Source organism: Amycolatopsis jejuensis, from assembly GCF_000717335.1.
Classification (GTDB): Bacteria; Actinomycetota; Actinomycetes; order Mycobacteriales; family Pseudonocardiaceae; genus Amycolatopsis; species Amycolatopsis jejuensis.
The window spans coordinates 208,154-225,690 of record NZ_JNYZ01000003.1; the positions used below are offsets into that span (position 1 = coordinate 208,154).

Genomic DNA, 17,537 nt, shown 5'->3' on the forward strand with positions numbered 1-17,537 from the left:
TGAAATCCGGACGAGACGGAACCGCCCGGCGTCGGTAACGTCGAAACCGTGCTTGCCCCGCGACCGGTCACCGCGCCGTCGGACCGTGAACTGGTGCGTGCCGCGCAACGAGGAGACACCGGCAGCCTCGGCCTGGTACTGGCCCGGCACGAGGCGAGCATGCGCGCGGTCGCGCTGGCGATGCTCGGCCACCACCCGGACTCCGAGGACGTCGTGCAAGAGGCGACGCTCATCGCGTTGAGCCGGATCGGCGACGTCCGCGATCCGGACGCCGTCGGGGCGTGGCTGCGGATGATCGTGCGCAATGCGTGCCGGGCGCAGCTGCGCCGGACGTCGCCGGTGCCGATGGCCGAACCGCCGGACCCGCCGGGTGCCGGCCCCGATCCCGCGGACATCCTCGAACGGCACGCACTGGGGGACTGGATCTGGACCGCGCTCGACCGCCTCTCGCCCAAGCTCCGGCTGGTCACGATGCTGCGCTACTTCACCGACGTGACGTCGTACGCGGAGATCGCGGCGGTGTGCGAAGCGCCCGTCGGAACAGTGCGGAGCAGGCTCAGCGAGGCGCGGGCGAAGCTGTCGAACGCACTCCTGACCACTGCCGACACCGCGCACGACGACGCGACCGCGCGCAACGCTGTGCACCGCCGGTTCGGCGAGGAGACGTTCAAGGCTGTCGAGCGCGGCTCCGTCACGAAGGCGCTGGGCGATCGATGGTCGCCGCAGCTCACCGTGACGTGGCCCCGCGGGAGCCACACCGATCTCGACTACCTCCGTGCCGCGTGGAGCCGGGATCTGGAGGACGGCGTACGGCATCGGCTGCGCAACGTCGTGGCCGGGCGCGACGTCGTGATCTGGGAAGACGAGCTGAACAGCCCGCCGGACGACCCGTCCCACTGCCCGCCGTCGGTGGTGTGGGTACTGCAGCTCGACGGCAGCCGGATCAGCCGGATCCGGCTTTTCCACCCGAAGTGAATCGAACTTTTCGCCCACCCGCTGCATCCAGCAGGTGATCCCGACCGATGAGGAGAACCATGCTGACCCCCGGCGCCGCCGAACAGGCCGAAATCGATGCGTACCTGACCTTCGCGACCGCGGCCCCGCCCGCCGTGCGCGAGACTCTCGGCGTCGGCTCGCTGCGGTTCGGACCGGTGCGGGCGCTGGCGATCCGCGAGGACCCGAGCGGGTTCTTCAACCGGGCCGGCGGGTTCGACGCCAGCGAGCCCATCACCGTCGACCTCGTCGGCAGGCTGTGCCGGTTCTTCGCCGAGCAGTACGTACCGGCGGGCGCGATCATGATCGCGCCCGCCCTGCTGCCGCCGGACTGGGACTCCATCGCGGCGAAGCTCGGCCTCACCACGGGCGCCAGGTACGTCAAGCTCGCCCGCGACCTCCGCGCCCCGATCGCCGACCCCGTCCTCGATTCCGGCCTGCGCGTCGGCAGGCTCGATCCGGCGGAGTCCCGCGAATGGGCGACGGTGATGATGGAAACGTTCGGCCTGGCCACCCCGCGCGAGATGATCGACCTCACCGAAGGCTTCGTCGGCGCGCCCGGCTGGCAGCAGTACGCGGTGTGGGACGGCGACCACATCGTCGCAACCGGCAGCCTCCACCTGGACGGCGAATGCGCCGACGTATTCGGCGGAGCAACCCTGCCGGAGGCGCGCGGCCGTGGCGCCCAGTCGGCGTTGCTCGCAGTCCGGCTCCAGGCGGCGCGCGACGCCGGGTGCCGCTGGGCCGTCGCCGAAACGGGCACGGAATCACCAGGTGAACGCAATCCTTCGCTGCACAATATGCTGCGCTTCGATTTCACGCGGCAATATGAGCGGACAAGCTGGGTGTGGAATTCCTTGACCTCTAGTTAAGTCGAAGTCCTACCGTCGGTGTCGTGACCGAAACGACCGTTGCCGCCGTACGGCCTCCTACCTCACTACTGCTCACCTTGCTCGGCGCCAGCACGATGACGATCATGGCCAGCGCCACGATCACGCCGTCCCTTCCGGGAATGGAACAGCATTTCGCCGCGGAGCCCTCCGCCCAGCTGCTGGTCCGGCTGGTCCTGACCCTGCCGGGGCTGGCGATCATGCTGGCCGCGCCGCTGCTGGCCAAGCTCAGCGGACGCACCGGCCGCGTGCCGGTGCTGGTCGGCTGCCTGGTGCTGTACGTGCTCGGCGGCGGATCCGGGCTGCTCCTGGACTCCCTCCCCGCACTGCTGGCCGGACGGGCCCTGCTGGGCGTCGGCATCGCCGGGATCATGACCACGTCGACGGCCCTGCTCGCCGACCACCACGCCCCGAGCGAGCACGGGCGGGTGCTCGGATTGCAAGGCGCCGCAATGGGTTTCGGCGGTGTCATCGCGCTTCTGCTCGGCGGATTACTGGCCGCAGTGGACTGGCGGGGCCCGTTCGCCGTGTACCTGCTGGCACTCCCGTTGGTGGTCCTGGTACTGCGCTACGTGCCGGAAGCCCCGGTGCCACCGTCCGACGACAGTGCCCCGGTGGCCTCGTCGCCATGGCGGCCCCGGTTGCTGGGCATGTACGCACTGATTTTCGTCGGTGTCGTCGTGTTCTACACGGTGCCGACGCAAGCCCCGTTCTGGCTGGCCGAGGTCGGCGGCGCGGGACCGGCCGTCATCGGTGTCCTGATGGCCGTCCTCAACCTGGCGACCACCTTGGTCGGCCTGGGCTTTCGCCGCCTGCGCGCCCGCTGGACCTTCCCGGCACTCGCTGCCGCGACCTTCGTGGCCTACGCCGCCGGGCTGGTCGTACTCGGCACCGCCAGTACATTGTGGACAGCCGCGCTCGGCATGGTGGTGATCGGCATCGGAATCGGCCTGCAGAACCCGACGATCAACGGCTGGGTGGTCGCGTCCACCGCACCGGGGACCCGCACCCGGGCACTGGGCCTGCTGACGTCGGCGCTGTTCCTCGGTCAGTTCTCGTCCCCGCTGATCGCACAGCCGGTGATCGACGGGGCGGGCATGGGTATGACGTTCATTCTCGCCGGAGCACTGGCCGTGCTGATCGCGGTGCTCGTCACGCTGCCGCGACTGGGTGGCCGACGCAGCTGACAAACTTACCGGGTTTCACCCGTTACGCGGAAAATGTGGTGACCGCTTCCACACCGTAGTTCTTCGCGTACCCGTTCTCCACCCCGGCCAGCACGTCTACGATCTCGAAATACCGGTCCCAGAACGGGGTTTCGCGCAACGCCTCGATCACGAGCTGGTACGCCTGGTGATCGCGCGCCTCCCACATCCACACGTCGGTGACGCGGGCGGAGTAGAACTCGGTGTCGAAGAACGTCGACCGGACATCCTTTGCCTTGTCCTTCAGTACCGGCAGGATTTCGGTCTCGAAGGCGCTGATCCGCTGTTCGACGCTCATCGCCAGCCACTCGGTCGTGGTCTTGATCAGCAGGAACGCGGTAACGCCCGCCTCGAACGGCTCTTTTGCCATGATTTTCTCCCGTCGGTGCAGAATGCCTGCCATCGACAGTAGGAACATCCGCACTGAACGCGCCACGCAACTTTGTCAACCAAGATTTGCGTACACTGCAACCATGCCCGACCAGATCGACCTCAACCTCCTGCGAGTCTTCGACGCGCTGTTGCAGACCGGCAGCGTCACGGGCGCGGCCGAGCAGCTGACCCTGTCGATCCCGGCAACCAGCAGGGCACTCGGCCGATTGCGCCGAGCGATGAAGGACCCGGTCCTGGTACGAGCCGGCCGCGGCATGGCGCCGACCCCCTTCGCACTCCGCACCGCACCGCGCGTGCGGTCGCTGCTCGAGGAAGCGTCGGCGTTGATCAATGCCGACCGCGAGGTACGGATCGCAGAGCTGGAACGCACCTTCACGATCCGAATCAACGACGGCGTCGCCACGACTCTGGCAGCCACCGCAGTCGAGGCCACGGCCGCCATCGCGCCGGGCGTGGTGCTGCGGTTCGTCGAGGAAGGCAGCGAAAGCGCCGAAGCCCTCCGCGACGGTTCGGTGGACCTGGACATCGGCGCCGGCGACCCGTCCGCCCCCGACCTCCGCAGCGCGTTGCTCTACCGAGAACGACTGGTCGGCATCGTCCGCGCCGACAGCAAACTGAGCCGCACCCCGACGCTCGCGCAACTCTGCCGGCACCCCCACGTGTCAGCCTCCCGCCGCGGCCGCACCCACGGCCCCCTCGACGAAGCCCTCGAAGCCGCCGGCCTGCGCCGCCAGGTAGCCGCCGTCGTGCCGACGCCCGCCGTCGCCGCGCTGCTCGTCTCGTCGAGCCACTATGTGGGAATGGTCCCGCAGCGCCTGGCCGAGCAGTACGGCAAACCGCTAGGCCTCCGCTGGTTCCCCCTCCCGGCCACCCTGCCGGACGTGGAAATCCGCCTGGTATGGCACGCCCGCCTCGACGCCGACCCCGCACAACACTGGCTCCGCACTACCCTCCGCGACGCTTTGTCTTCGTGAACGTTTGTCGCTCATGAGACCGAGGTTGCCTCCCACACGAAATTTGGGCGCAAGCCGTTCCGACACCACTGCCCCGGACAGCAAGGAAACCAGCAGTTCCAGCCCACGTACCTTCATGCATCGGCGAACGGACACCCGGTCGCATGCCCCCTGCCGCGCCCAGAATGCCGACCGAGGCAAGTCGTTCACCGCAAACAGCGCCGTCGGGCGAGATTGGCGCGGTAGCAGGGTTCCTCTCAGCCCGGCGCTCTCCCACAGTGTCGAACGGCGAGTGCAGGAAGCGGCCCGCGATGAGCCAGCCACCACTCCCTGCGACATTCCGCGCGCCACAACCCATACGTCACTGCGTTTTGCCGCCGCCGACACAAGCACGAGACACCAGATCGAGGCCGGAACTCCTCAATCAGGGTGCGCTGTCGGGAAAGTCCGCGATAAAAATCGGATCCAGCAAAGCAACCGAATGAATGAGCGTGGCAAGAACCGCGAGCAATATTTCCGGCCCTTCGTCCGCCCGCTCACGACGAGTGCGCCGGGATCTCTTTCTCCGCCACGAGGACCGTCGCGCCCGCAGAACCGGCCCGACCTCCCGTCCCGCGGCCGCACGCGCCTTCCCGCGTTCAGATGAACCTCCCACTGGCGATCATCAAGCGACTACCGGCACCCGGTCCGCGTACCCGCCGGAAACCGACCGCATATTGCACGCTCGAGCACGACACTCATCGCCCGCCTCCTAGCCTGTTCGAGCCGACCGCCCAGCCCACGCCGGCGGGGCCCGTCCGGAGGGAATTCGCCAGGTCAATCGCCCCGTGATAGTGTCGCTGTCACCAGGCGTACGACCTTGGTTCCGGCCATTTCGGCCACCTTCCGGCATCTTCGCCGCTTCGCTCCCTGTCCGAAGAACGGAGTACCCCTATGAGCACGCCCAGGATCACGGATGGCAACGAACGATCGCTCCTCGAGAACCTGCTGGACCGCAACCGTGAAGCCCTGATCGAAACCGCCCGCGGCCTCTCGGAAACCGCCGCCCGCAAACGTCTCGTCCCATCCCTGACCACGCCGATCTCCCTGATCAAGCACGCTGCAGCCGCCGAGCGGATCTGGTTCCAGCGCTTCTGGGCCGATCGGGACGCCACAGAATGTGACGGATACTCCAACCGAGACGAAGGCACTTTTGTGGTGGCTGATGGCGAGCCGCTGGCTGCCGTAATCGCCGAATTCGAACGCGCAAGCCGTCAATCCCGCCAGATCGCCGCCCGTTTCAACCTGGACGATGTCAAGGAAAACCCGCGCGAAGGCACCGTGAGCATGCGCTGGACCCTGCTGGCGATGATCGAGGAATTCGCCAGGCATGCCGGCCATGGAGACATCCTTCGCGAGCAGATCGATCAGCAGTGAGCCACCGACGACTCGGCAGAAGCATCGAGGGACGACCGGAAGGAGGTTCAACCAGCTCGCCGGAAACTGCTCGTACCAGCGTTTGCGGGCCAGCCTGAATGCCAGCACCGGACGGCCTCAGCAATGGCCGACCGTCAAGGCAACATCGCCTACGATGACGATCTCCGTCATAGTCAAGGTCGGCAGCCGAGATCAGGAGCCAAGCAACGAAGTGACTGTTGCAATGAGATCCGACCGAGATCGTCCCGCATGGTCGGCAATCCTTCGGATCATCGAAGCCGAACTGTTTTCGATGACGTGTACCAGTTCTTCCACCTTCGCATGACCGTTTTCCAATGGGTCATCCACAGCCGACAAATAGAGGTCGGTCGCATCGTAGGATGCGTAGAACACATGCTTCTTGAAGTCGTTCAAGGACGGGATTTCACTGTGTGAAGGCTGTGGTGCTCCGATACAGATCGCGGGGGTTCCGCTGCGCCACGCATTGATCGCGAGATGATAAGTATCCGTGATGATCAACCGGTACCTCGGCAGAGCGGCCAGTAGGTCGCCGAAGGTCGGGGTACCTGGACGCAGCCCGATGCCGTCCATCTCGGGCGGCGCCATTTCCGTCCAGGGCAACCACTCACATCCGGCGTCGAAGTGCTTGGCCAAGACGTCGACGAACGACCCCAGCCACGGTGGAGCCGTGGTCCGCTGTCCGACGAATACCCCGATGACCTCGTTTTCGTCGATTTCACCGGCCCAGCCGGTCAACGGCAATCGATCGATCTCGGGTTCCTCGAGCAGCAACGCGGCATCCGCGCCGAATTTCGCAGCGATTCCGGCATGCCGGAGGTGACCAATTTTAGCCACGGAAATCGGCTCGCGCATCCACACCGCGTGCGAGTCGCGTGCTATCCGGGCAAGCGCGCGATGATACGTCTCGTCCTCGTAGTCTCGCTGAGTATTGTATAAAATCGTTCCGCCGTACAGTATCGATCGACCGACAACCTCATCCGGCGCGTCACGCAGGAACAACGACCGGTAGAGCGCATCTCGTGCGGCACCCGGTCCCATTGCGGATTCACCGGAGGTCAGCCTGACAACGGCATCCTGTTCAAGATCATGCCTGCTGTGCAGAAAATCTCCCCAGTACAGCACGACGTCGCAATCGTCCAATTCCTTTGCGCTTTTCACGAGCGACTTGAAGTGAAAAGGCAAGTCGGATTCCCGCACATACGGGCGAAGCTCTTCGGAGGTCGGCGGCATCACCGTGTACCAGTCCGCGGCGACACCAGATCCGAGGACCCGCCGAATCCCCTCACAGGCGAGGTCCACCGTCACCATTCCGGCGTTACGGTAGCCGGGATTGCTCGCGGTCACTATTGCCATCTTCGCTACCGGTGTCGACGTCAACACATCTCCTTGCCTCAGCCGCTTTGAGAGCAGTACCTCCCTTGTATACGGCGCGTGAGTGACGCTCGGCGATCCCTCACGCGACCGCCTCTATCCGGTAGATGAGTCCAGTTGCCCGACGTCGCACTCTCCGCAAGAGGCCCGTCACCTCCGCAAGACCGTCTACAGACAGTAGTCACCCGCGTCCCCGCCATTCACCCCCGCCAACGTCCAGCCTCAAAGGTCGACCGGTTGAACTTTGATCCCGGTCAGGGTACGTTGTCGGCAGCGCGGCCAAATCGTGGGCTGGCAAGCGATTGTTCGGAGTGCGCGGCAATGCCTTTCGAAAAGACCAGATCCAGACCGGCGAGATGTGGTGGACGCGCGTGATCGATTTCAGATGTACGCCGGAGCTGCTTCTTCCAGGTGAAAACCTGACGCTCCAGGTACGGTCACCGACAGTTGATACCGGACGCTTGACCATCAGTCCGGAATGGCTCCGCCCGCAGGGTCCCATTCATTCTGCAACGGTGGATTTGGACCGAACTGCCGACCCCGAGCCCGGCTGGACAGCCAGTCACGCCATGAGCATTCCACCGGAGTGGCAGCCTGGCGCATACACAGTGAGCTTCGCGGCCGATAACGGCTCGACGGCCTCGGCAGTGTTCGGCGTCGCGGGAGTGATCGACGGCTATTGCTCAGCAGAGTCCGTCTACCCTGGCGAAGAGATCAGTTTCCATCTGAGCGCACGCGGTGGAGCTTTGGTGGATCTTGCAGTGACTCGGTTACGCGCGGACGAACCGGCATTCACGACATCGGTGGAGGTGGCCGATTACCCGAGGCCGGTCGACGCACAAGCCTGCAGATGGCCGGCAGCACACAAACTTCTGGTTCCGGAGGACTGGAATCCCGGCGTCTACCGGGTCACCGCTACCACGGGGAAATCGATCTGCAGGGAGCTCCTCTTTGTCGTCAAGGCACCCCGTCCGACCTCGTCAATCCTGCTGTCCTTGACGACTGCAACGAATGCGGCCTACAACCCGTGGCCAGAAGAATGCTGGCCAGGGAAAAGCTTGTACTCGGCGACATCTCCGACGCGTAGCCGGAAGGTCAGCCTCGATCGGCCGGGCGGGTGGGCGCTTTTCAACATCTGGGAGGAACCGTTCGTCCGCTGGGCGGAAAGCGAAGGAATCGGCTTCGACGTCTGTACGAGTCTTGACCTGCACCGTGACCCGGAGCTGCTGTCCAGGTACCAGCTTCTGCTCAGTGTCGGGCATGACGAATACTGGTCGAAGGAGATGCGCGACAACGTCGAGGCGTTCATCGGCGGCGGTGGAAATGCGGTTTTTTTGAGTGGCAATACGTGCTGCTCGCAGATTCGATACGAGGACGAGGACCGAACTGTCGTCTGCTATCGCGACCCGGCTGAAGATCCACTCACCGGAGTGGACAACGAGCGGGTGACAACGTTTTGGGATTCTGCTCCGGTCGAGCGCTCATCAACGACCCTGATCGGCGTGGGGGTGAAAGGGACAGCCTTCTACACCCCTGCAGCGGGGTGTGAGTCGAGACGGGAAGATGCTGCTTACGAGGTGCGCTTCCCCGAGCATTGGGTGTTCGACGACGCACCGTTGGCGGTGGATGGCACGTTCGGCCGGGGCGAGAACATCATCGGCTACGAAACCGATGCAGCGGAATACGTGGAGGCGGATGGGACAGCGCGAGCTACCCTCCGCGACGGCGCTCCGGCGAATCTCGTGATTCTCGCCACCGCTGACCTCACTTCATGGCGCGGTTGTGGCCATGGCGGCCATGCCACGATGGTCATTTTTCGCCGGAACGGGACGGTTTTCACGGCATCAACGACCGACTGGTCACACGGGTTGTCGAAGCCGGGAAGTGCGGTTCCGCAGATCACGAGAAATGTCATCTCGCGCCTCAGCACGCGGCGTTCTGCGTACGAATGGGAGCTCATCGGAACAGCGCCGTCGATTGTATCGCTGACGACGTTCGAATCTCGCCTGTACGGTATCTGCGCGGATGGACGATTGTGGCGACGGGAGGCGACACCGCAGAATGTCGATTGGACGGAAATCGGTCCCGCGACGGCGATGTACGCGCTCTGCTCAACGGAGTGGTCGAGTGGCCGGCTGGTGGCAGCGGGCAAGAACGGCTTGTCGTGGCGGCACGTAGCAGATGAACGACGAGAGTGGCATCCCATGGGTGACGCTCCTTCGGGTCTTCACGATCTCGCCGGCAGTGCGCAGACGATCTACGGGATTGCCGACGAGGCGCTCCACCACCGGGGAACAGCATTGCGGCAGGAACCCTGGGCCTCGGATGACACTGTCGAAAAGGACATCGTGGCAGTCGATGTCGCCATGCCTACCTCCGTTCTCGTCGGGGCAACCCGGTCAGGAGAACTCGTGAAGCGCCAACAAAACCATCGGGAGTGGCAAGTTGTCGGCGATCTTCCGGGTGAGGTCACGGGAATCGCCGCGCTGCCGTTTCACGGGCGCGTAGTCGCCACAACCACGGACAAACGTGTTTGGTGGCGCCCACTCTGGTGACGCTCGCGCGCGGCACACTCAAACATCTCGCGCATCCCAACCGGTCGATGACTCACTACCAGGAAGTGGCCTACGGTGACGACACCAAGCCAGCGCACCCACCGGCTTGAGGTGCACGATGCCGACGAGGTGGACGCTCCCACCAGGCAGCAGATCCAAGCGTACGCGGCCAAATGCGGAATGCAGCTGGCCACGGAAGACATAGACGAGATCGGCGCACAGGTAACCGAATTTCTCGGGTTCATGAGCTTCGAAGAACTGGGCAAATTGGCGGCTCCGCCCACACCGGCGGACACCTCGAATCGAGATCCCGGCCGCCGACCGAGTGCCGAAGACGACCCGAACAACTCGATCATCAGATTCTGTCATGTTCCCGCCACCGGCACCGGGCTGCTCGATGGCGTACTCATCGGCGTAAAGGACAGCCTGGCCGTAGCGGGAGTACCGCTGACCGGCGGCCACAAAGCCCAGGATACTGTGCCGACCGAAGACGCCACCGTCGTCGAACGCATACTCGCGGCCGGTGCGACGATCGTCGCCAAAACAAATCTGAATATGGCCAGCAGTGAATTCGGAAGTACGAAGAATCCGCTGGATCCACGATTCTCGGCCGGAGCTTCGTCAGGTGGATCGGCCGCAGCAGTCGCGGCTGGACTCGTGGACATGGCGCTAGGCAGTGATTCCGGCGGCAGCATTCGGGACCCGGCGGCGCGGTGCGGAATCGTGGGCTTGAAGCCGACGCACGGCCTGGTTCCCGGCTACGGGAGCACGTACACCTCGGACCCGAGCATGGGCTGCATCGGCCCGATGACCAAGACAATGGCGGACAACGCACGGCTGCTCCAGGTGCTGGCCGGGCCTGAGTTGCGCGAAAGGCACGGTGCACATGGCGAACCGTCCGAGGTAGGTCTCCTCAGCGCAGCTGACCAAGGCATCGACGGCCTCCGGATCGGCGTGATCACCGAGTCCGTCGAACCGGCCGGCTGCACACCCGCCGCTCTGAAAGCGTTCGACCAGGCCCATCAGACACTGACCAGCCTCGGAGCGGTCGTGGAGCAGGTGTCAGTGCCGCTCTGGTGCGAATCAGCCCGCATCTGGAGCACCTGCTACATCGCCAGTATCGCGACGATGGCCAGCTCGTTCGGCCAGGGCTACCACGCGCCCGGCCTGGTCAATATCGAATCATTGTCCGCTGCAGCGCACACGTACTTCCGCGGCTCCCTGCAGTATTCTTTCTTAGGATTGGCGCTGCCGTTCGTGTACGAGCACCTGCGGGAAACCCGGCTCGGTATACCGTTCGGGCACGCACAGAACCTGCGGCTGGAATTGTGCCACCAGGTCGACGACGCGTTGCGGGAAACAGATCTGCTCATCAGCCCCACCCTGCCCACCGATCCGACGGAACTGCCGTCACCGACACCCGGAATGGAAAGCCGGAAGCGCTGGTGGCCAACGTCAGCGATCAATCACGGTCACGAGATGATCAACACAACGCCGGCCAACCTGACCGGACATCCCGCGTTGACCATGCCCTCGTTCCCCGGCTCCCGCGATCTCCCCACCGGCCTGCATATCATCGGCCGGAAGTTCGACGAGTACTCCATCTATCGACTCGGCTTCGCCTATGAGCATGCGATCGCCGCGAAAGCGATCACCTGACGTCCACCAGATGAATCAAGGATGGGGCCACAGGTCCCCGTGCCCGGCGCTGTCGTCGACCGGCAAAGTCGTAGAGTCGAGCTATGGCGGCGAGTGACGAATTCGGTGCGAATCCCTCCTCCGAGTCCCGCAGGAGCGAAGAACCGGACAGTGTGATTCTCCCGCCTCGACCCGATCCGGAGACTGGTCAGCCGTTCCCACCCCATGCTCCGGCCTACTCGCGCGCAGACAGGGGTATCCCGGAGAACGACAAGGATCGGGAAGCGAGCCCGGGTGGCAAACACCGTCCGCCGCCCGGACAAGGACCTACCTTGGTGTCGTATCGAGCCAGTAGACGCAAGGCTGTCCTGGCTGTCGCATGGGTCTACGTTCTGGCGATGATCGGCATATTCATCGAGCATGGTTTCACAACCGGATGGTTTCGTCTTTGGTGGCTCAGGCTCGCCGCTGCAGCTTTTTCGCTGCTTGCCTACCCAATTGTCAAAGAAGAAGGCGCCGCAGCAGGCGCAGAGTGGGTGATGTTCAACAGGGCATGGGTACGTCTCTACGAACTGACGTCGGTCAGGGCCTACTCCTATGGCAATACGCTGAACATTCACCTGGTTGACCACGATGGACGCAAGCTGCAAACCAGCATCGACCGTTTACAGGACGACCGGCGGATCTGGGACCTTACTTACAACGGGATCTTGCACTCAATAGTCAAGAACGGTGCCGATTCCAACCAGCTTGCCCGCGGCACACTCAACCTTCCGGCGACGAGTTAGCCCGCACCACACCCGGTACCGGCTCTCTCGTTCATCGGTACGGCCCACGAGACCACAAATAGATATCAACCGCACGGCGGTGTAGGCCCATCGCGGCACACAGACCACGGTCCGACACGGGCGTGAGTCCCTTACCTGCGCATACTCGGCTCAGATTGGCCAGGTTGGGGCGCTAGTCCGGGTGGCATGCGTGCCGCGTCAAGTCCACGACGAATCCTCACGCAGGTGCAACCCTGGCTTGTGGCGTGCCGTGCACGGCACTCCGGCACCGCCACCCCGGCATGGCAGCCGCGTGGACGTCGGCTGGCCACAGATGACGTGCCAACCGCTGGTGTATTCGTTGCGGGCAAGGAACACGCGTTCCCCGCTGCCCGCGGTGGCCTGGACGGTCCGATTAGCGTAGGTCCATTCGACGGTGTACCGGTCGGCGTCATCGGACGCCTCAGTAAGCATCCAGCGCTTGACCTCCAGCACCGCGCCGCGAATCGGCGGCGTGGCCATCTCGCGCTGCCACCGTTCAGCAGCCTCCGCTTCCTCGCGCGCTTTCCGTACCGCCGCATCAGCCTGCTCGATCTCCCATCGCGAGCGCCCCTGAGACCGCTTGCTGTGCGTTCCGCACGGCTGCTTCTTCTTGCTCATGCACTGCTCGCCTGGCGCAGCCTGGCAGACCGGGCACTCGTGGTTGTCCCGGGCAGGGTCGCGCACGACAACAACGGTGTCGTCGTACAGACCCGTGCCTCGCGGGTCCACGAACCGAGAGACGAATTTGGTCGCACCGTACGTGACGGACTCAAAGCCGCGATTGCGGCCAACCACCAGCTCAGTGATGGGACCATACTTACGAAACGCCTCAGCCGCGGACAACCGGTCGGTCACCGCCACCCAGCCATGTTCTGTCCATTCTCGCCCGATGACGGGATCACCGAGCCGGGCCCACGCAATCGGCTCGCCGCACCAGCCGTCATACAGAACCTCACCGCCCATGCGCCTATCCTGCCCTGGCTACCTCGGCAGGGCACCGCACGAGCGGACCGTGACAGATGCATCACCGATCAAGCTTGGCCACCTACTGGTCCTTACGGCTCAGGAATGCCGTGCAGCATCCGGCGCCCCTCTGGTGCATACAGCGCGAGGCGACGACCGGAGAGTTGCGCGGGCGGTAAGCGAGTGCAGACATGGACGTGGGCCGTCGAATCGTGTCCGGTAACCCAAAAGCCCAGTGTATGAGCCTTACGGGTGATTACTCGAACGAGGTGACCCAACGCGAGCCCCCAGAGAACACGCGGCACAGAAAGGGCCCGCACTCTCCGCGAGCACGAGCCTGCCACCTGTGGAGCTGAGGGGAATCGAACCCCTGACCTTCTCGATGCGAACGAGACGCGCTACCAACTGCGCTACAGCCCCTAGGAGCGTGAGCCCCTGTCATTCAGTGCTCGTAAAGCCTATCAGCCCCCTCGAGCACCGGACGGCGGGGGTCACTCTCCGACTGCCCGGCGGTACGGGCCGACGGTCGGCTCGTCGAGTTCCTCGAATGCGGGGTCCTCGTCGTCCAGGTCGACTACCACTGCCTGGCGCCGGATGCGGGACATCGGGGACGGTTTGCGTTCCACGATCTCACGCGGGACCTCGGGGGCCACGACCTCGACGTCATCATCTTCAGCGGAAGCGGAAGCGGAAGCGGACGACGAACCCGCGGACTCGACCGGCTCCGAACGCCGCGTCGTCGAGTAGCGGGCCATCCGTCGTTGCCGGATGTCGTTCTCGATGCGGACCTGGCGGCGCAGGTAGAAGAGGTAGCCGATGAGGGCGAGGTCGATCGCGGCGTGTGCCCACCAAACGAGCGTGAACAGGAATCCGGCGACCGCGGCCGTCACCACGGCGGCGATCAGCAGGATCACCACCACTCGCTGACGGAATGCGTACTTCGCGCGGGCGGCGATCTCGGCCGCTTCCGGGTCGAAGCCGCCTCGGCCGGGGCGGTAGCTGCGGTGTTCGCGCGCCGGTTCGCCGCGTTCCGCGCGGGCCGGCTGCGGGAGCGGTTCCGGCTCGGGTTCGGGTTCCTCGTCGAGGTCGGCGTCGAGTTCTGCCTCGAGTTCGGCGAGGTCGTCCTCCACCGTAGGCTTCGCATTTTCGGGCACGGCGCGTTCCTCCTGTCCCTCGTTGCGAGCACTGCCCCTGCGCACCACCCGGGCGGCGAGCGCGGAGGTGGGCGTCCGCGCGACCTGCTGGCGTTTGCGCGCCACCATGGGCACGAGAACGACGAGCCATGCCGCTGCGAGCGCGACGATGATCACCGAGCTGGGCATCTCCCGTCACCTCCCCCGATCCTCTGCTGTAGTCACGCTAGCCACAACAGTCACACAGGAGGCGCAGACTCGCCGGGTTCGATCACGGAAATGCATCACCGCATTAGGTGAATCTCACAAGATGTGGTAACGCGTGATCGGACCCGGACGCGTAGTCACGATCAGGCCAGGCCGGCGCGTCCCGAGCCCACCAAGCGGGACACGAGACCGTCGCCGGTTTCCTCTTTTGTCACGGCGAAGCACAGGTGGTCGCGCCAGGCGCCGGCCACGTCCAGGTACCGCTCGAACAAACCTTCCTGCCGGAAGCCTGCCTTGGTGAGCACGCGGATGCTTGCGTTGTTCTCCGGCCGTACGGTCGCCTCGATCCGGTGCAAACCGGCGACGGTGAAGGCGTGATCCGTCACGAGCGCGACAGCCGCGGTCGCGACCCCTCCCCGCACGATCTCCGACGACACCCAGTACCCCACCCAGGCCGACCGCAGTGCGGCCCGGATCACATTACCCACCGTAATCTGACCGGCGAACTTTCCGTCCACCGTGATCGTGAACGGCAGGCACTGTCCCCGCCGCGCCAGCCCACGCAGCGCCGCCCACTGCGACGGCCACGACCAGAACGCGTTGCGGTCCGCCCACGGCCCGATGCCGGTCGGCTCCCACTCCTCCAGGTGTTCCCGGTCGCGCAGCCGGACGCGGCTCCACTCACCCGCGTCACGCAGCCGCACCGGGCGCACGACGACGACCCCGGCCGGGACTCGCAGCGGCCCGAGCGTCGCAGGCCAGCCGGGATGCCGGTGCTCGACAGGGTCGGCGAGTGCGGCCACGGATCAGGCGCGCTGGGCGAGGAACGTGACCTTGACCTGGTCGCCCGCGGCCACCTCGGTGAGGTCCTCGTCCACGATGATGAGGCAGTTCGCCTCGGCGAGCGAGGCGAGCAGGTGCGCGCCCGACGTGCCGAGCGGCTGCACCAGGTACTCACCGTTCGCCTCGTCGCGCAGGAGCTGGCCACGCAGGTAACCGCGACGGCCCTTGGTCGACGTGATCGGCGACAACAGCCGCGCCCCGACCACCCGTCGGTGCGGGTTGCGGGTGCCGCGCGCGGTGCGGATCAGCGGTCGCACCAGCACTTCGAACACCACGAGCGCGCTCATCGGGTTGCCGGGGATCAGGAACGTCGGCACCGAGTCCGGGCCGAGCCTGCCGAAGCCCTGCACCGACCCGGGGTGCATGGCCACGCGGGTCAGGTCGATGTGCCCGAGGTCGGACAGCGCGGCGTGCACCTCGGCGCCGGACGTGCCGCCTGCGCCCCCGGCAACGACCACGATCTCCGACATCAGCAGGCGGCCCTCGACGACCTCACGCAGCCGCTTCGGGTCGCCCGGCACGATGCCGACGCGGCTCACCTCGGCGCCGGCGTCGCGCGCGGCTGCGGCCAGTGCGTAGGAGTTGACGTCGTAGACCTGGCCGACCGACGGCGTCCGGTCGATGTCCACCAACTCGTCGCCGACCGACACGATCGACACTCGCGGCCGCGGGTAGACCAGCACTTTCGCGCGTCCGACCGCGGCCAGCAGGCCGACCTGCGCGGACCCGATCGTGTCACCTTTGCGTACTGCGACGTCGCCGATCTGCACGTCCTCGCCGGCGCGGCGCACGTAGCCGGCCGACGGCACGGAACGGTGCACGGTCACCTTGGCCTGGTGACCGTCGGTGTACGCAGTGGGGACGACGGCGTCGGCAAGCGTCGGCAGCGGCGCACCGGTGTCGACGCGGACTGCCTGGCCCGGCTGCAACCGCCGCGGCTGCCGCGAACCGGCCGGGATTTCGCCGACCACCGGCAGCTGCACCGGCTCCTCCCCGGCGGAGCGCACGTCGACGCTCCGGACGGCATACCCGTCCACCGCGGCCTGGTCGAACCCGGGCAGCGCGTGCTCCGCGACCACCTCCTCCGCGCACAGCAGGCCCTGCGCCTCGGAGATCGCGACGCGGACCGGACGCGGTCGCACGGCGGCGTCGAGGGTGAGCGCGATCTGCTCGTCGACAGAGCGGAAGTCCGCGGCCGGCTCAGCAGCTTCTTCGGCCGGGGTGGCGTCGAGGGAGTCCGTCATGGGCGATCGTTCCCGATCCGTTCGGTCAGCCAGGTGCGTAGCGAGGGCCCGTAATCGGGGTCCTCGAGCGCGAAGTCGACGGCAGCCCGCAGGAAGCCGCCGGGATTGCCGAGGTCGTGCCGCCCGCCGCGGTGGACCACGATGTGCACCGGATGTCCCTCGCGGATCAGCAGCGCGACGGCGTCGGTGAGCTGCAGCTCACCGCCCGCCCCCGGCTCGATCCGGCGTAACGCGTCGAAGATCGCCCGATCGAGCAGGTACCGCCCGGCCGCGGCGTAGGTGGACGGCGCGTCCTCCGGCTTTGGCTTCTCGACCATGCCGTGGACCTGCTTGACGTCCGGGTCGCCGGTGTCGGTGACGTCGAAGACCCCGTACGGCGAGATCTCCGCCTTCGGGATGTCGAAGGCGCAGAGGACACTCCCGCCGTATTGGGCCCGTACGGCCGACATCCGGTCGAGGACCCCGGCGGGCAGCACCAGGTCGTCGGGCAGCAGGACGGCGACGGCGGCGTCCTCGTCGGTGAGGTTGGGCTCAGCCTGGGCGACGGCGTGTCCCAGCCCGAGCGCCTGCTCCTGGATCGCGACCTCGACGTCCAGCAGCCCCGGCCCGCGGCGCACCTTCTCCAGCAGGTCGGTCTTGCCCTTGGCCTCGAGCGTCTTCTCCAGGTCCGGCTGCGCCTCGAAGTACCGGGCCACGGCCTCCTTGCCGGGCGAGGTCACGATCACCAGCCGCTTCGCGCCCGCGTTCGCCGCCTCGGTGGCGACGATCTCGATCCCCGGCGTGTCGACCACCGGAAGCAGCTCTTTCGGCACTGCTTTCGTGGTCGGCAGGAATCGCGTACCGAGGCCTGCGGCAGGCACGATGGCGGTTCTGAAGGTCTGGGTGGTTGAGGCGCCCGTCATG

The 17,537-nt window shown here is 65.9% G+C and carries 15 protein-coding genes and 1 tRNA gene; 8 read left to right on the plus strand and 8 right to left on the minus strand.

Going from position 1 to position 17,537, the window contains the following annotated elements; genetic code table 11:
* The first annotated feature begins 48 nt into the window (after positions 1–48).
* From OO71_RS03980 to OO71_RS03990, 3 genes are read left to right on the plus strand one after another with little or no spacing between them, the layout of a single operon-like run.
* Positions 49–975, plus strand: coding sequence for an RNA polymerase sigma factor (locus tag OO71_RS03980; protein ID WP_033288208.1), 927 nt, complete (start codon positions 49–51; stop codon positions 973–975).
* 59 nt (positions 976–1,034) lie between these two features.
* The gene (locus OO71_RS03985) at positions 1,035–1,865 is read left to right on the plus strand and encodes a GNAT family N-acetyltransferase (RefSeq protein ID WP_156096150.1); all 831 of its coding nucleotides are present in this window, start codon (positions 1,035–1,037) and stop codon (positions 1,863–1,865) included.
* A 23-nt stretch (positions 1,866–1,888) separates the two neighbouring features.
* Entirely contained in the window at positions 1,889–3,070 is a 1,182-nt protein-coding gene (locus OO71_RS03990) for an MFS transporter (protein ID WP_051790983.1), read from the plus strand.
* 22 nt (positions 3,071–3,092) lie between these two features.
* Here OO71_RS03990 and OO71_RS03995 read toward each other — a convergent pair whose 3' ends face one another.
* On the minus strand, positions 3,093–3,458 hold the full coding sequence (locus tag OO71_RS03995) for a darcynin family protein (protein ID WP_033288373.1): 366 nt from the start codon (positions 3,456–3,458) through the stop codon (positions 3,093–3,095).
* A 103-nt stretch (positions 3,459–3,561) separates the two neighbouring features.
* Between OO71_RS03995 and OO71_RS04000 the strand changes: the two genes are divergently transcribed.
* Both OO71_RS04000 and OO71_RS04005 read left to right on the plus strand, forming a co-directional pair.
* Complete coding sequence (locus OO71_RS04000) at positions 3,562–4,455, plus strand: LysR family transcriptional regulator (RefSeq protein ID WP_033288210.1); 894 nt, start codon at positions 3,562–3,564, stop codon at positions 4,453–4,455.
* A gap of 912 nt (positions 4,456–5,367) precedes the next feature.
* Entirely contained in the window at positions 5,368–5,850 is a 483-nt protein-coding gene (locus OO71_RS04005; RefSeq protein WP_033288211.1) for a DinB family protein, read from the plus strand.
* Between the two features lie 192 nt (positions 5,851–6,042).
* Here the strand turns inward: OO71_RS04005 and OO71_RS04010 are convergent, their stop codons facing one another.
* The gene (locus OO71_RS04010) at positions 6,043–7,248 is read right to left on the minus strand and encodes a polysaccharide pyruvyl transferase family protein (protein ID WP_156096151.1); all 1,206 of its coding nucleotides are present in this window, start codon (positions 7,246–7,248) and stop codon (positions 6,043–6,045) included.
* A 305-nt stretch (positions 7,249–7,553) separates the two neighbouring features.
* Between OO71_RS04010 and OO71_RS04015 the strand changes: the two genes are divergently transcribed.
* The 3 genes from OO71_RS04015 (at position 7,554) to OO71_RS49860 (ending at position 12,223) form a co-directional block, all read left to right on the plus strand.
* Positions 7,554–9,797: a N,N-dimethylformamidase beta subunit family domain-containing protein gene (locus tag OO71_RS04015; RefSeq protein WP_156096152.1), complete on the plus strand. Its 2,244-nt coding sequence runs from the start codon at positions 7,554–7,556 to the stop codon at positions 9,795–9,797.
* Between the two features lie 75 nt (positions 9,798–9,872).
* Positions 9,873–11,456: an amidase family protein gene (locus OO71_RS04020; protein ID WP_156096153.1), complete on the plus strand. Its 1,584-nt coding sequence runs from the start codon at positions 9,873–9,875 to the stop codon at positions 11,454–11,456.
* Between the two features lie 377 nt (positions 11,457–11,833).
* Positions 11,834–12,223 carry a hypothetical protein gene (locus OO71_RS49860; protein WP_156096154.1) on the plus strand — a complete coding sequence of 130 codons (390 nt, stop codon included), beginning with the start codon at positions 11,834–11,836 and terminating at the stop codon, positions 12,221–12,223.
* A gap of 198 nt (positions 12,224–12,421) precedes the next feature.
* On the opposite strand, the gene OO71_RS04030 is transcribed toward OO71_RS49860, so the two are convergent.
* The 6 genes from OO71_RS04030 to OO71_RS04055 all read right to left on the minus strand — a co-directional run bounded on the left by OO71_RS04030 (position 12,422) and on the right by OO71_RS04055 (position 17,536).
* Positions 12,422–13,207 (minus strand): RNA-binding protein, encoded by a 786-nt coding sequence (locus OO71_RS04030; RefSeq protein WP_033288214.1) that lies wholly within the window; start codon positions 13,205–13,207, stop codon positions 12,422–12,424.
* Positions 13,208–13,554: 347 nt separating this feature from the next.
* Positions 13,555–13,627 (minus strand) — tRNA-Ala (locus tag OO71_RS04035).
* 71 nt (positions 13,628–13,698) lie between these two features.
* Positions 13,699–14,529 carry a divisome protein SepX/GlpR gene (sepX, locus tag OO71_RS04040; protein ID WP_033288215.1) on the minus strand — a complete coding sequence of 277 codons (831 nt, stop codon included), beginning with the start codon at positions 14,527–14,529 and terminating at the stop codon, positions 13,699–13,701.
* A gap of 161 nt (positions 14,530–14,690) precedes the next feature.
* The gene (locus OO71_RS04045) at positions 14,691–15,350 is read right to left on the minus strand and encodes a GNAT family N-acetyltransferase (RefSeq protein WP_033288216.1); all 660 of its coding nucleotides are present in this window, start codon (positions 15,348–15,350) and stop codon (positions 14,691–14,693) included.
* 3 nt (positions 15,351–15,353) lie between these two features.
* Positions 15,354–16,634 carry a molybdotransferase-like divisome protein Glp gene (gene glp, locus OO71_RS04050; protein ID WP_033288217.1) on the minus strand — a complete coding sequence of 427 codons (1,281 nt, stop codon included), beginning with the start codon at positions 16,632–16,634 and terminating at the stop codon, positions 15,354–15,356.
* Positions 16,631–17,536 (minus strand): UTP--glucose-1-phosphate uridylyltransferase, encoded by a 906-nt coding sequence (locus OO71_RS04055; protein ID WP_033288218.1) that lies wholly within the window; start codon positions 17,534–17,536, stop codon positions 16,631–16,633. The genes glp and OO71_RS04055 overlap by 4 nt, the downstream gene beginning before the upstream one ends.
* Position 17,537: the final 1 nt, after the last annotated feature.